The organism is Paenarthrobacter nitroguajacolicus (assembly GCF_051027655.1).
Taxonomy (GTDB): domain Bacteria; phylum Actinomycetota; class Actinomycetes; order Actinomycetales; family Micrococcaceae; genus Arthrobacter; species Arthrobacter nitroguajacolicus.
Genome location: NZ_CP073234.1, coordinates 2,465,733 through 2,478,879 on the forward strand (window position 1 = coordinate 2,465,733; position 13,147 = coordinate 2,478,879).

At 61.5% G+C, this 13,147-nt stretch carries 11 protein-coding genes and 1 tRNA gene; 7 read left to right on the plus strand and 5 right to left on the minus strand.

The window, feature by feature from the left end:
- Nucleotides 1–36: 36 nt before the first annotated feature.
- Both KCX59_RS11735 and KCX59_RS11740 read right to left on the minus strand, forming a co-directional pair.
- Entirely contained in the window at nt 37–2,136 is a 2,100-nt protein-coding gene (locus KCX59_RS11735; RefSeq protein WP_179016612.1) for an acyl-CoA dehydrogenase family protein, read from the minus strand.
- 46 nt (nt 2,137–2,182) lie between these two features.
- Nucleotides 2,183–2,821, minus strand: coding sequence for a TetR family transcriptional regulator (locus tag KCX59_RS11740; protein WP_370629151.1), 639 nt, complete (start codon nt 2,819–2,821; stop codon nt 2,183–2,185).
- Between the two features lie 148 nt (nt 2,822–2,969).
- On the opposite strand from KCX59_RS11740, the gene KCX59_RS11745 reads away from it, so the two are divergent.
- The 3 genes from KCX59_RS11745 to KCX59_RS11755 are packed head-to-tail and all read left to right on the plus strand — an operon-like array spanning nt 2,970 to nt 6,593.
- A complete protein-coding gene (locus KCX59_RS11745) occupies nt 2,970–4,322 on the plus strand; it encodes an acetyl-CoA C-acetyltransferase (RefSeq protein ID WP_179016610.1) in 1,353 nt (450 codons plus the stop codon).
- A gap of 10 nt (nt 4,323–4,332) precedes the next feature.
- Nucleotides 4,333–5,673 carry a 3-oxoacyl-ACP reductase gene (locus KCX59_RS11750; RefSeq protein WP_179016609.1) on the plus strand — a complete coding sequence of 447 codons (1,341 nt, stop codon included), beginning with the start codon at nt 4,333–4,335 and terminating at the stop codon, nt 5,671–5,673.
- Complete coding sequence (locus KCX59_RS11755; RefSeq protein ID WP_178992769.1) at nt 5,670–6,593, plus strand: MaoC/PaaZ C-terminal domain-containing protein; 924 nt, start codon at nt 5,670–5,672, stop codon at nt 6,591–6,593. The genes KCX59_RS11750 and KCX59_RS11755 overlap by 4 nt, the downstream gene beginning before the upstream one ends.
- Before the next feature lie 53 nt (nt 6,594–6,646).
- Here the strand turns inward: KCX59_RS11755 and KCX59_RS11760 are convergent, their stop codons facing one another.
- Nucleotides 6,647–7,618 carry an alpha/beta hydrolase gene (locus KCX59_RS11760; protein ID WP_179016608.1) on the minus strand — a complete coding sequence of 324 codons (972 nt, stop codon included), beginning with the start codon at nt 7,616–7,618 and terminating at the stop codon, nt 6,647–6,649.
- 118 nt (nt 7,619–7,736) lie between these two features.
- Nucleotides 7,737–7,819 (minus strand) — tRNA-Leu (locus KCX59_RS11765).
- Between the two features lie 262 nt (nt 7,820–8,081).
- Here KCX59_RS11765 and KCX59_RS11770 point away from each other — a divergent pair.
- Together KCX59_RS11770 and KCX59_RS11775 are read left to right on the plus strand one after the other, a co-directional pair.
- Nucleotides 8,082–9,386: a M20/M25/M40 family metallo-hydrolase gene (locus KCX59_RS11770; protein ID WP_178992767.1), complete on the plus strand. Its 1,305-nt coding sequence runs from the start codon at nt 8,082–8,084 to the stop codon at nt 9,384–9,386.
- 41 nt (nt 9,387–9,427) lie between these two features.
- Nucleotides 9,428–10,594 carry an acyl-CoA dehydrogenase family protein gene (locus tag KCX59_RS11775; protein WP_179016607.1) on the plus strand — a complete coding sequence of 389 codons (1,167 nt, stop codon included), beginning with the start codon at nt 9,428–9,430 and terminating at the stop codon, nt 10,592–10,594.
- 26 nt (nt 10,595–10,620) lie between these two features.
- Here KCX59_RS11775 and KCX59_RS11780 read toward each other — a convergent pair whose 3' ends face one another.
- A complete protein-coding gene (locus KCX59_RS11780; RefSeq protein WP_179016606.1) occupies nt 10,621–10,854 on the minus strand; it encodes a DUF5703 family protein in 234 nt (77 codons plus the stop codon).
- Nucleotides 10,855–10,893: 39 nt separating this feature from the next.
- Here KCX59_RS11780 and KCX59_RS11785 point away from each other — a divergent pair, with 39 nt between their 5' ends.
- Nucleotides 10,894–11,151 (plus strand): hypothetical protein, encoded by a 258-nt coding sequence (locus KCX59_RS11785; protein WP_091470707.1) that lies wholly within the window; start codon nt 10,894–10,896, stop codon nt 11,149–11,151.
- Nucleotides 11,152–11,419: 268 nt separating this feature from the next.
- Nucleotides 11,420–13,099, plus strand: coding sequence for a sugar transferase (locus KCX59_RS11790; RefSeq protein ID WP_179016605.1), 1,680 nt, complete (start codon nt 11,420–11,422; stop codon nt 13,097–13,099).
- The last annotated feature ends 48 nt before the right edge of the window (nt 13,100–13,147 follow it).

Here is a 13,147-nt window from a genome sequence, read left to right on the forward strand (position 1 = left end):
TTCCGCAATTGTTCACCGCATGGCAGCGAACTCCTGCTAGCGGGCCTTGGATGCCTTCAGCGCCAGGAGCGTTTTCTCGTCCGCGGGGGCGTTGCCGTTGGCCCGCAGCTCGCGGAAGTGCTCGCGCGCCTCATCCTGCCGGACAGCTTCTGCGCCGGTAGCGATGGAGGCGCGAAGGTGCTCCGGGCCGTAGCCGAAGGCGTCCACGAGGTCTACGGCGTGCGGACGGATCTTGACCAGGAGTCGGTTGATGTAGGTGCCCACGGTCCGGCCACGCTGCATCGAGAGCCTTCCGTTCATCAGGTACCAGGAGAGATGCTTCTCGATCAGGGACAAGCCGAACAGGTCGCGCAGCCAGGTCAAGACGCGCTTGGTTCCCTCATCCGTTACATGGGTGAGGGCCTCTGTGAAGGCCTCCCATTGAAGAAGTTCCGCATGGGCCTGGGCGGCTTCAATGAGCTCGTGTTGGTGCTGGTTGAACAGGGCCGCAGCCTGGTGCTGTGGAAGTTTATTGGCTCCCTTCAGTGCAGCACCGACTTCGGCAACCATCGACTGAACGCGGTCAGCCAAGAGAGTGCGCTGACCTTCTTCGTCCCGCAATGCCAAAGCCGCCTTCTGGACCGAGCCGGTATCAGCCACGAACTGGGCAACCTGCCGGAGGCCCGTCCGGTGCAGAGCCACACCGGCGGCCTGATCAACTACATAACGGGCAAGAACACCAAAGTCGGCGCTACGGAATTCCTTGGCGTAGTCAGCCAGGAGCCGCTTGGCTACCAGCTGCAGCAGCACGGTGTTATCACCTTCAAACGTGACATACACGTCGAGGTCCGCACGCAAGGAGGCAAAGCGGTTCTCGATCAGGAAGCCGGCTCCGCCGCACGCTTCGCGGCACTCCTGCAAAGTGTCCAAGGCATGCCAGGTGCTGAGGGGCTTGAGCGCGGCCGCCAGCGTTTCCAGGTCCTGTCGGTCGGCATCTGTGTCGTGTGCGCCGGAGAAGACGTCGTCGAATTTCTGCAGGAGCTGTTCGTGGGCGAAGCTGGCCGCGTAGGTGGTGGCCAAGCGGGTGAACAACCGGCGCTGGTGCCGCTGATAGTCCAGCAGGACCTCTTCATCGGTGCTGGACGAAGCATTGAACTGCCGGCGCTCGGTGGCGTACTGAATAGCTGTCTTGAGGGCCACCTTGCTCGCAGCCACAGCGGCTCCGTCGAGGGAAACACGGCCTTGGACCAGAGTGCCGAGCATGGTGAAGAAGCGGCGTCCCGGGCTCTCAATGGTGGAGGAGTACGTGCCGTCCTGAGCGACGTCGCCGTAGCGGTTCAGGAGGTTGGTCCGGGGAATGCGTACGTCCGTGAAGTGCAATCGGCCGTTGTCAATGCCGTTCAGTCCACCCTTGATGCCGTCATCTTCACCGCCGATGCCCGGGAGAAATTCCTTGGTGACAGGATCGCGGAGTTCCACATAGAAGGCGTGGACGCCGTGATTGACGTTCTTGGTGATCAGCTGGGCGAACACCACGGCGGCCAGGCCGTCTTTGGCTGCATTGCCGATGTAGTCCTTCCATGCCGCACGGAAGGGTGTGGTGATGACGAATTCCTGGCTCGCTTCGTCGTAAGTAGCCGTGGTGGCAATGCTGGCGACGTCGGAGCCGTGGCCGGTTTCCGTCATGGCAAAGCAGCCCGGGATCTCCAGGCTCATGATGCCGGGGAGCCACTTGTCCTGATGTTCCGCCGTGCCGAGGTGCATGACAGCGGAGCCGAAGAGGCCCCACTGGACGCCGGCCTTGATCTGAAGGGAGGGGTCGGCTGTAACGATCTCTTCGAAACCGGCGATGTTGCCGCCGTGATCGTCGGAGCCGCCCAGCCTGGTTGGGAAGGCGCGGTGGACGGTGTTGTTATCCACCAGGAACTTCAATTGCTCAAACACCCGTGCACGATGCTCGGTGTGGTGCAGGCCCTCGATCTTTTGCACCACTGGATTGCCTGCCACCTTGCGGGCTTCGTGGCGGATATGGGCCCATTTTCCAAGGAGCTGCTCCCCGAGGGCGGCGACATCGACCACCGGGTCTGCGCCAGAGGCAGCCTCTTTGCGGCCGGCGGGTTGCTGGGCGGATGAGGCCCGATCCACTACTTCAGTCATGTTGCTTCCTTCTTTGGTTCCGACAACTGATGAGTCATTGCTGGTCTCACGTGCTGCTTTTGAGCTCCGGGGCGATGCCGAGGCACAGCCAATCCGTAATCTGCCCGGCCATGGTTGCCTGATCGGGCTTAGTGCTGCCGGCAGGACTTCCCAGCCACATTTCTCCGGCGTTCCTCACGAGTCCGATAGCGGCCGTAGGCCAGTAAACGATGACCGCTTCCTTCTCTTCGCCCAGGTGTTCCCGCATGGGAGTCGCGATCATGTCCGTAATTTGTTCGAAGAAGTTACCCAAGGCACCCGAGGCCGCGATAGCGTCCTGCGCCGAGGCCTCCCCGGGGGTAAGCCGGGTGATGAAGGCGTATACGTTGGGGCTGGATTCGGCCATCTGCAGATAGGCGGAAACCATGGCGAAGAGTCCCTCCCGCGGGGTTTGCGCCAATTGGGCGGCCTCCTGCATGCGGCGTTGCATCTGCCCCAGCACCACTTCACCCATGGCTTGCTGAAGACCTGCTTTGTCCCCGAAATAGCGATAGAAGACCGATTTGGATGTCCCCGCGGAGCCGGCTATGTCCTCCATGGAGGCTTCACTTCCGAGCCTATGAACAGCCTTTCGCGCGGCTTTGATGAGTTCACGCCGGCGCTCCTCACGATGGGACTGCCATCGGGCCGCACGTCCATCAACCATGGCTTCGGCTTCGCCGGCCAAGGGGACTTCAATTTCAACCCGTGCCGAGCCGGCGGCACCGGCGGATTCTTCTTCGCGACTGTTCACGATACCCAGCGTATCAGGTACGCTGGGTATCAGTAACTGGCATTGATCGAAGGAGACAAGCATGGCTACAGCAGACGTGACTACGGACGGGCCCCTGGAACCGACCACTGGCCCGCAATCAACACGCTCGGCGGTCATCGTGGGCGGCAACCGCATTCCGTTCGCAAGAACCGGCGGCGCCTACGTAAAGTCCTCCAACCAGGACATGCTGACCGCGGCCCTGGAGGGGCTGGTGGCCAGGTTCGGACTCCAGGACGAACGCATCGGAGAGGTCGCAGCCGGGGCAGTGCTTAAGCACTCAAGGGACTTCAACCTCACACGGGAAGCTGTCCTCGGCTCGGCTTTGTCGCCCGAAACCCCTGCATACGACCTCCAACAAGCCTGCGCAACCGGATTGGAGACCGTTCTTGGGTTGTCCAACAAGATCAAGTTGGGGCAAATTGACTCAGGGATCGCCGGCGGTGTGGACTCGGCCTCTGATGCCCCGATCGCCGTCAGTGAGGGATTGCGCGAAATACTGCTTGACCTGAACCGGGCAAAGACCACCGTGCAAAAGCTGAAGATCATCGGCCGGATCCGCCCCAAGGATCTGGCCCCCGATGCTCCCAACACCGGTGAGCCCCGCACAGGGCTGTCCATGGGCGAACATCAGGCCCTCACTACTGCGCAGTGGAAAATCTCCCGGGAAGCGCAGGACGAGCTTGCTTTTAACAGCCACCGCAACCTGGCTGCCGCCTACGAACGGGGTTTCTTCGATGACCTGATCACCCCGTACCGCGGGCTTAACCGGGACTCCAACCTGCGTGCAGACACCACGCTGGAGAAGCTCGCCACCCTCAAGCCCGTCTTCGGCAAGAACCTTGGCTCCGAAGCAACCATGACCGCGGGCAACTCCACACCCCTGACAGACGGTGCATCCACCGTCCTCCTGGCTACCGGAGAATGGGCAGACGCCCACGGGCTGCCGAAGCTCGCCACAGTCCTGGACGGCGAAGCGGCCGCCGTCGACTTCGTTCACGGCAAGGACGGCCTCCTCATGGCGCCGGTCTTCGCGGTTCCCCGCTTGCTGGCTCGGCACGGCCTCACTTTCGAGGACATCGACTTCTTCGAAATCCACGAGGCCTTCGCCGGAACCGTCCTCAGTACCTTGGCCGCGTGGGAAGACGAAGAGTTCGGCCGGACGCGCTTGGGACTTGACGGCGCGCTGGGAAAGGTGGACCGTGCCAAGCTCAACGTCAATGGCTCATCGTTGGCTGCCGGCCACCCGTTTGCGGCTACGGGTGGCAGGATCGTAGCTTCACTTGCGAAGATGCTGCATGAGAAGGGCACCGTTAATGGCCGCCCTGCGCGGGGCCTGATTTCCGTGTGCGCCGCCGGCGGTCAGGGCGTTGTTGCGATTCTCGAAGCAGCATAGGGGGAGTGCGATGACAGATAGGTACACACAGCTGGTAAGTCAGGGACTGGGGAAGGACGTAGCCAAGAAGCTGGGCCTGCCCCAGCCCGTGGTGCTTCGACGCCACCAACCCGGCGCACCGCTCATCACGGGCCCGGTCTTGGTCAGTGGCGACAGTGCAGGGGCAGATGACATTGCCACAACCCTGCTTGGTTGGGGTTTGGACGTCCGCCGCAACGCGCTGCCCAAGGAGAAACTTGGGGCAATCATCCTGGTACTTGATGCAGTCCAGCACCCCGGGGACTTGGGAAAATCAGTCCTTACCGCTGGCGCATCCCTGCGGGACCTCTCGCCCAACGGCCGTGTCATCACCATGTCGCGGACTTCGCAGTCAGCCCCGACTCCGGCGTCTGCTGCTGCGCGGCAGGGCATTGATGGATTCCTGCGGTCTCTCGCCAAGGAACTACGCGCGGGGGCCACGGCCAACGGCATTCTCCTGGATGGCCAGCTCGCGACCACCAGCCCTTCGGCACTGGGGGCCCTGAGGTTCTTCCTCTCGGGCCGCTCCGCTTATGTCGATGGACAGTTCCTGACCGTCCGCTCAACGTCAGGCAGCTTGCCGAACGACGCCGACAAGCCCCTCGCCGGAAAAGTAGCAGTTGTTACCGGCGCAGCGCGGGGGATCGGTGCAGCCATCGCCCGTACCCTGCACCGCGACGGGGCCAAGATCGTGGCCGTGGACATCCCGGCTGCAGGGGACCACCTGGCAGTTGTAGCCAACGAGGTACGCGGGACGGCCCTGCAGCTTGATATCAGCAGGGATGACGCCGGACACCGCATTATCGAACATGCCGTGGAACGCAACGGGCGGCTCGACATCGTGGTGCACAACGCAGGGATTACCCGTGATCGACTGCTTGCCAACATGGACGAGGGCCGCTGGCAATCAGTCATTGCTGTCAACATCGCGGCCCAGCTGAGAATCAACGAGGCACTTCTGGCGTCGGAGCATTTCAAAGAATCGCCGCACATTGTGTCAGTCGCATCCACAAGTGGCATTGCCGGAAACAGGGGCCAGACCAACTACGGCGCATCCAAGGGTGGTGTCATAGGCATGGTGAGATCCACGGCTGCCCTGATGGAACCTTTCGGTGGGACCATCAACGCGGTAGCTCCTGGTTTCATCGAAACTGAGATGACGGCCAAGATGCCCTTCGCGATCCGCGAGGCGGCTCGCAGGCTCAACTCCCTCAAGCAGGGCGGCCAGCCCCAGGATGTGGCAGAGGCCATCGCGTTCCTTTCCAGCGATGCTGCCGGTGGAATCTCCGGTGAGGTACTGCGCGTGTGCGGGCAACAACTGGTGGGAGCATGAACCATCCCCAGCCGGTTGTCCTTGGCGAGCTTCCGTCGCTCTCCAAGTTGTATGTCAACGCCGCTACCGCAGCAGCCCGCCGTCGGGTTCTGGGAGCATCCTCCGGGAAGAAGCGGCTTCCTGCGGTCAGCCACGAGGTCAGGGGGGTGCGGGCCGACGTCGAAAATCTGACCGCCTACCAACATTTGGTGGGTGAGACCGCCAGCGACACCCTCCCTGCCGGCTACGTTCATGCTTTGGCTTTTCCCGTATCCATGAGCGTCATGAACCGTGAAGACTTTCCGCTGCCGCTCCTTGGCATGATTCATCTGAAGAACCGTATCGAACAACTGGTACCCATCCAGTTCTCCGAGCAACTGGACATCCGCTCCTGGGCGGAGAACCTTGCCGGCCACAGGGCCGGAACCCAGCTGGATGTAGTGGCCGAGGTCCGTTCCGGTTCCAGCGGTGACATATTGTGGCGCGGCGTGTCCACGTACTTAGCCAAAGGTGTCTTCCTGCCGGGTATCGACAAGCCAGGCAGCCCGAATGGCGCATTTGCCGGAGACTTTTCGCCGCCTGATCCCACTGCGCTGTGGCAACTCGGCCTGGATACCGGAAGGAGCTACGCTACCGTGTCGGGCGATTTCAATCCGATCCACTTGAGCGTCCTTTCGGCCAAAGCCTTGGGACTGCGGGGATCAATCGCGCACGGAATGTATCTGGCCTCGCGTGCACTTGCCGACGTCGGGGCCGTGAAGTCGGATTCCTTTACCTGGGACGTTGCCTTCGAAGCCCCTGTGTTCCTTCCAGCGCGTGTTGCCTTGGACATCACCACTGTGCAGGCCGACTCGGGAAGCTGGGAGCGCTCGGACTACGTTGCGTGGAATCCCCGCAGCGGCAGGCGACACTTCGCTGGCAGCGTTTCGGCCCTGGTCTAAGACAGGGCAGCGGACGGCGGCGGTCCCCCTCAAGGTGGCTGCCGCCGTCGTCGTTAATTTCTTGGTGATACAGCACTTTCGGGAACGTACGCTCCCGCCCAGCGGAAGACTTCGTCGAAGAACCTGCTTCGCGCGGGTTCGGCAGACAAGGCGAGGTCATGGATACCACCATCGATCCGTGCCAGCGTGATCAAACGGCCCAGTTGCGTGCTGCGCTCGGTTATATGCCGGACGTTCAGGACGATGTCCGATGAGGTGATGGTCTCCAGCGGGGCCGTCACTGCCGCACTGGCGGTAGAGGCGCATACCAAGACCGGGCAACGGATATCCAAGCCTCTTGCTAGTTCGGCGTGTCCGCGCCTGATGGCACGAAGCCAGCCGGCCAGAACGGGAAATCCTTCCAGTGGCTTCCAGCTGAGGTTAAAGTCCCACTTGCCGCCGGTGGTTGCATGCAGGCTTCGTCCGTATTGCTCACCGAGGACGCCCACCTGCCGCCGCGGCTGGTAAGTTGCAAGACGGTCGACGACGACGGTCCCCACCGTGCGCTGGAAGAAGGGCTTGTTGAGGTCGAACCATGGACTGTTGAGGACCAGGGCGTCCACGATGCCATCGAAGCGGCGGCGGTGGGCCCACAGACTGGTCACCAGACCGCCGGTTGAATGGCCCATGACAACCATGACGTCATGCCCGTCCTCTTCCCTGATGATACGGGCCGCCTCGTTGAGTTCCTCATCGTAGCTCTGCAGGGATTCGACGTAGTTGGGTGTCTGGTGAGAGCGGAGGGAACGGCCGTACTTCCGGAGGTCCAGTGCGTAGAAGTTGTATCCGGCGTTGATCCACTCATCAGCCAGGTGCGTCTGAAAGAAGTAGTCCACAAATCCATGAACATAGAGCACGGCGCGCCCGGTGCCGGTAGGAGCGTTCCTGGAGACCAGCGTCGCTACCACATCGCCCTCGGCGTCGGGCTGGAGAGTGAGGATCCGGGCCTTGTAATCCGGGCCGAGGATATCTTCGGAGCTGTCCATGTTTTCCTTCGATGTGCAGGGAAGAAACAGTTGTGATCAAGCTCGCATCGTATTGCCCAAATAAAGGGAAGCAAAACAAACAAGGCCCAAAATCCGTGGATTTCAGGCCTTGTGATTGTGCGCGGAGGGGGACTTGAACCCCCACCCCCTTTCGAGGACTAGCACCTCAAGCTAGCGCGTCTGCCATTCCGCCACCCGCGCAGGTGGTGTTCAGATGGTCCATTTTGCACCTTGCGGTGCTTCACTTTCCTCCGAAGCAGCGAGAAAAACTCTAACACGGTTTCGTTTCGCTGAAAAATCGGCGCTGGTCAAGCCGTTTCTACACTTGACCAAGGACCCACGACGAAACGAATTCCTGACTGTGGCGGCTGCTGGTGAGTAGGCTGAGGGAACACGGGACGAGCTGCGGAGCCGCAGTTTGCGTCACCGGAACCTGCAGCCCAGCCACGCAAGGAGAGTTTCCATGTCTGTCATCCGCCCCGAAGACGAAGTTGTCCGGATCTGCCAGGAGCTCATCCGCATCGACTCCTCCAACTTTGGAGACGACTCGGGTCCGGGGGAGCGCGCCGCAGCAGAGTACACGGCCGGGCTGATCACCGAAGTCGGACTTGATGCCGAGATCTTCGAGTCCGCCCCGGGCCGCGCCAACGTAGTAACCCGCATGACCGGCGAAGACCCCTCGGCGGACGCCCTGGTAGTACATGGGCACTTGGATGTTGTCCCCGCCCTCAAGGACCAATGGAGTGTGGACCCGTTCAGCGGCGAACTGAAAGATGGCCTGGTCTGGGGCCGCGGCGCCGTGGACATGAAGGACATGGACGCCATGATTCTTTCAGTCATGCGTAACTTTGCCAGGACGGGCCGGAAGCCAAAACGCGACATCATCTTCGCTTTCTTCGCAGATGAGGAGGCCGGCGGCACCTATGGGGCCAGGTACGCCGTCGAGCACCGACGTGAACTTTTCGACGGCGCCACTGAGGCGATCTCGGAAGTCGGCGGATTCTCCGCCACTATTGGCGGACAACGGACCTATTTGCTGCAGACCGCCGAGAAGGGATTGTCCTGGTTGCGGCTGGTAGCGCACGGCCGGGCAGGCCACGGTTCCCAGATCAATACTGACAACGCCGTTACGCGGCTTGCCGCCGCTGTGACCAGGATCGGCGAATACAAGTGGCCTGTGGAACTGACGCCAACCACGCGGCAGTTCCTGGACGGCGTCACCGAACTGACGGGAGTCGAGTTCGACGCCGACAACCCGGACATCCTCCTCAAGGAACTTGGTACTGTGGCCCGGTTCGTCGGTGCCACACTACAGAACACTTCCAACCCGACGTTCCTGCGCTCCGGCTACAAGCACAACGTCATTCCCGAGTCGGCCGAGGCGTTCGTTGACTGCCGAACACTTCCGGGGCAGCAGGAGCTGGTGTTCGAGACCATCAAGGAACTAGCCGGGGACGGCGTTGAAATCAGCTACGTCAACAAGGATGTTTCCTTGGAGGTGCCCTTTGCAGGGAACCTGGTGGACTCCATGATTGATGCCCTGCACTCCGAGGACCCGGGCGCCAAGGTCCTCCCTTACACGCTTTCCGGGGGCACCGACAATAAATCGTTGAGCAAGATCGGCATCACCGGATACGGTTTCGCTCCGCTGATGCTGCCCGACGAACTCGACTTCACAGGGATGTTCCACGGCGTCGATGAGCGCGTGCCGGCCGAGTCCCTCCAGTTCGGCGCACGGGTCCTGAACACCCTGCTCAGCAACTACTAAAGGGTTCAGCAACTACTAAGGCAAGCACCCGAAGGACCATCATGACTCCCGAAGAAATTCTGCCCGACGAACTGCTTGAACGGCTGCGTGGCCGCGCCGCAGGTTACGACCAGAACAACCAGTTCTTCCACGAGGACCTGGAGGACCTGGCAGCCGCCGGCTACCTGAAGCTGTTCGTGCCGGAGGCCGACGGCGGTTTCGGGCTCGGGCTCGAATCGGTGGCTGCGTTGCAGCAACGTCTCGCCACGGCTGCCCCGGCCACAGCGCTGGCGGTGAATATGCACTTGGTGTGGACCGGCGTCGCGCAGGTCCTGACGGCCCGAGGGGACAGATCCTTGGATTTCGTGTTGAAGGAGGCGGGGCAGGGTGAGGTCTTTGCCTTCGGCATTTCCGAGGCCGGCAATGATTCCATGTTGTTCGATTCCGGCACGGTTGCCGAGCCGCTACCTGACGGGAGCTACCGGTTCACTGGCCGGAAAATCTTCACCAGCCTCTCACGCGGCTGGACCCGGCTGGGAACATTCGGCAAGGATGCCGACGCCAGGGACCGTGAGGGGGAGCTCGTCTTTGGCTTTCTCCGCCGCGATGAGCCGGGCCACGAAACCCTGAGCGACTGGGACACCCTGGGTATGCGTGCCAGTGCGTCCAACACCACTCTCCTGCACGGAGCCGTGATTCCGGCAGAACGGATCTTCCGCAAGCTCCCCGTGGGACCCAACAAGGACCTGTTGATCTTCGCGATCTTCGCGTGCTTCGAGACTTTGCTCGCCGCCGTGTACACGGGCGTTGCCGAGCGTGCATTCACCCTTGGCGTAGCGAACGTCAAGCGAAGGGTTTCAGCCAAACACGGTGGCCGGAGCTACGCCCAAGACCCGGATATCCGGTGGAAGGTGGCAGACGCTGCCTTGGCCATGGACGGAATCGCACCTCAAATCTCTTCCCTGGCCCGCGATGTGGACAACCTGGTGGACCACGGAGCCCAATGGTTCCCCAAACTTGTGGGACTAAAGTCCCGGGCAACGGAGAACGCACGCCACGTAGTGGACTTGGCGATCCGTGTCACAGGAGGATCCAGCTACTTCCGTGGGTCTGAGATGGAGCGGCTCTACAGGGACGTCCTGGCAGGCATCTTCCATCCTTCCAACGATGAATCCGCCCATAACACTGTGGCGAACGCATGGTTGGGTCCGTTGGAGGACCAGCGGTAATACCTGAATGCGTGATGCCGCTGCGTTCAGACGGTTCGCTGCACGGAATAGACTTTGCGGCGCAACCAGAAGCGGCGCCCGCCTCCGAGGTAGAGCACGCTGCGCTCGAGTTCCCACTTGCCGTATTCGGAATGCTCGGCGAGTCGGCGTCGGGCTTCCGGCAGTGAATCGTCAGGTCCCACCGTCAGTACGAGGTATTCGTACTGACGTGCGTAGTCTCGTTGGCGCTCAACGGAGCTGCCCGGAAATTGTTCTTTCATCCCTCTCCATTTTCGTCCTTTTCCGGCTAACGTGAAGTCATGAGCATCGATCCGCGTGTCGCGCTTCAATCACTGACCGCCGCCCTGGAAGAACATCTGGCCGCCGCATCAGCGCGCAGGGGCGAAGGTGACCCCAATGTCGAAGCGGCTTTTTTCGCCGTCGCCGATGCCTTCGAAGTTTATGAAGATGCGCTGTACGAGGCGTACTCCGAGGTTACTCCGCTCCAAGTCTTCGACGACGAAGATGAAGAAGACGAGGACGTCCTGGACGAAGACATGGAAATCGTGGAGGACTAACTGACCTAACGAACCGGCCACCTTGGGGTGGCCGGTTTTTTTGTGCTCCCTTCCGGCAGCTTTTGTGCTGGTTCCAGACCGGATTTCCGCGGTTTTTGCGCTCCTGCGCGCCACGAAAGCACGTAGTGCCGCCGTCGCCGGCTAGGTACTCGCACGTAGGTGCAATGGGTAAACCTGCGCAAACTTGAGTACCGACTACTGGTGCGCCTCCTGACCGCCGCCGCTTCACTGATAAGTAGGCAATGGCAGGACTGCAAAGAAGGCTGACATGGTGAAAGTTCCAGTCTTGCGTACGGGCAAGGTAGCGGCACCCACCGGTGCGGACCGTGCCTCGGCGGGTTCAGTCTTTCCCGCAAAAGCTGCCATCGCCGACGTCAATCCGCCGGTGTCTCCCTGGATTGACAAGTCCGTTGCTGCACAACGGACTGAGAAGGCGGGACTGGCGGCACCGAGCTCCGAGGTCACCCTGGACTTCGTGCCGCCAGTCACCCGCAGGACCCCTCGGATCACGTTCCCCCGCCGGGGCAGGACCGACTGGGCGCATTCACTGACCAACAGTCTTCGCATGACGGACATGGCCCTCGTTGCTGCCGCTGTTTTCGCCGGTTTCGTTGTGAACACCGAAGGCCTGACCCTGGCTGCGGAGAGTCCTGCCTACACACGCCATCTGGTGATGGCACTGATTCTTGGACTGGTTTGGTTGGGTTCGTTGGAGGTCTACCGCACCCGCGATCCGAAAGTCCTGGGCGTAGGTCCCGAGGAGTACAAGCGCGTCCTGTCGGCAAGTTTTCGTGTCTTTGGTTTTCTGGGCATCGTTGCCGTGGTTTTCCGGGTTGATGCTGTCAGCTCATTCGTACTCGTCTCCCTGCCGCTTGGCTTGGTGGCGCTCACCAGCAGCAGGTGGAGTTTCCGCCGGTGGCTGAGCCACGAAAAGTCCCGCGGCCGCTGCCTCTCCCGGGCGATCGTTGTAGGTGAGCCCCAAGACGTTCGGTACGTCATCAAGCAGATCAACCGAAAATCCGGCACCGCGTACGACATCCTCGGAGCCTGCCTTCCAGGGGCACGGCGAGGTGCGGTCCTGAAGGTGGACCACCTCCGTGTCCCTGTTCTTTCTTCGATCTACGGGATCGCCCTCACCGTCCGGCAAACGGGCGCCAACGCGGTGATTGTGGCCGGCCCCGTGCCCGGTGGAAACCAGTTCATCCAGGAGCTCGGGTGGCGGCTGGAGGAAAATTCCGCGGAACTTGTCCTCGCGGCCGCCCTAACGAACGTGGCCGGTCCGCGGATCCACTGGCGGCCGGTCGAGGGACTTCCCCTGATGCACGTGGACATCCCGCACTACTCCGGGGGCAAGCACACACTCAAGCGTCTGATGGACATTACGGTCTCGGCGTCGGCATTGCTGGTCCTCTCACCGATCCTGCTGCTCCTGGCAGCCATAGTTCACCAGGACAGCCCCGGGCCTGTACTTTTTCGCCAGGAACGGGTCGGCAGGAGGGGCACTACCTTCCACATGCTGAAGTTCCGTTCCATGGTGGTGGACGCCGAATCCCGCCTGGAGGAACTTAGCACCCAGGATGAAGGCGCCGGTGTCCTGTTCAAGATCCGCGGCGACCCCCGCGTTACCAAGTGCGGCCGATGGATGCGTAAGTACTCCCTCGATGAATTGCCCCAGTTCTGGAATGTCCTGGTGGGCAACATGAGCCTCGTGGGACCGCGGCCGCCGTTGGCCCGTGAAGTCAGCGGCTACGAACGCCATACGCATCGTCGGCTGCTCATCAAGCCCGGCATCACGGGCCTATGGCAAATCAATGGCCGGTCGGACCTTCCATGGGACGAGGCCGTACGGCTGGACCTCTATTACGTGGAGAACTGGTCCATAGCTGGAGACCTGATGATCATGTGGCGGACGTTCAGGGCAATGATTCAACCTTCCGGGGCCTATTAGCCAATAACTGCAACAAACCAAGCGAATCGCGCTGTCAACACAGAAGCA

Coding starts and splice junctions, on each gene's coding strand:
- KCX59_RS11735 (WP_179016612.1), bottom strand. CDS start 2,136: ATGACTGAAGTAGTGGATCGGGCCTCATCCGCCCAGCAACCCGCCGGC.
- KCX59_RS11740 (WP_370629151.1), bottom strand. CDS start 2,821: ATGGTTGATGGACGTGCGGCCCGATGGCAGTCCCATCGTGAGGAGCGC.
- KCX59_RS11745 (WP_179016610.1), top strand. CDS start 2,970: ATGGCTACAGCAGACGTGACTACGGACGGGCCCCTGGAACCGACCACT.
- KCX59_RS11750 (WP_179016609.1), top strand. CDS start 4,333: ATGACAGATAGGTACACACAGCTGGTAAGTCAGGGACTGGGGAAGGAC.
- KCX59_RS11755 (WP_178992769.1), top strand. CDS start 5,670: ATGAACCATCCCCAGCCGGTTGTCCTTGGCGAGCTTCCGTCGCTCTCC.
- KCX59_RS11760 (WP_179016608.1), bottom strand. CDS start 7,618: ATGGACAGCTCCGAAGATATCCTCGGCCCGGATTACAAGGCCCGGATC.
- KCX59_RS11770 (WP_178992767.1), top strand. CDS start 8,082: ATGTCTGTCATCCGCCCCGAAGACGAAGTTGTCCGGATCTGCCAGGAG.
- KCX59_RS11775 (WP_179016607.1), top strand. CDS start 9,428: ATGACTCCCGAAGAAATTCTGCCCGACGAACTGCTTGAACGGCTGCGT.
- KCX59_RS11780 (WP_179016606.1), bottom strand. CDS start 10,854: ATGAAAGAACAATTTCCGGGCAGCTCCGTTGAGCGCCAACGAGACTAC.
- KCX59_RS11785 (WP_091470707.1), top strand. CDS start 10,894: ATGAGCATCGATCCGCGTGTCGCGCTTCAATCACTGACCGCCGCCCTG.
- KCX59_RS11790 (WP_179016605.1), top strand. CDS start 11,420: ATGGTGAAAGTTCCAGTCTTGCGTACGGGCAAGGTAGCGGCACCCACC.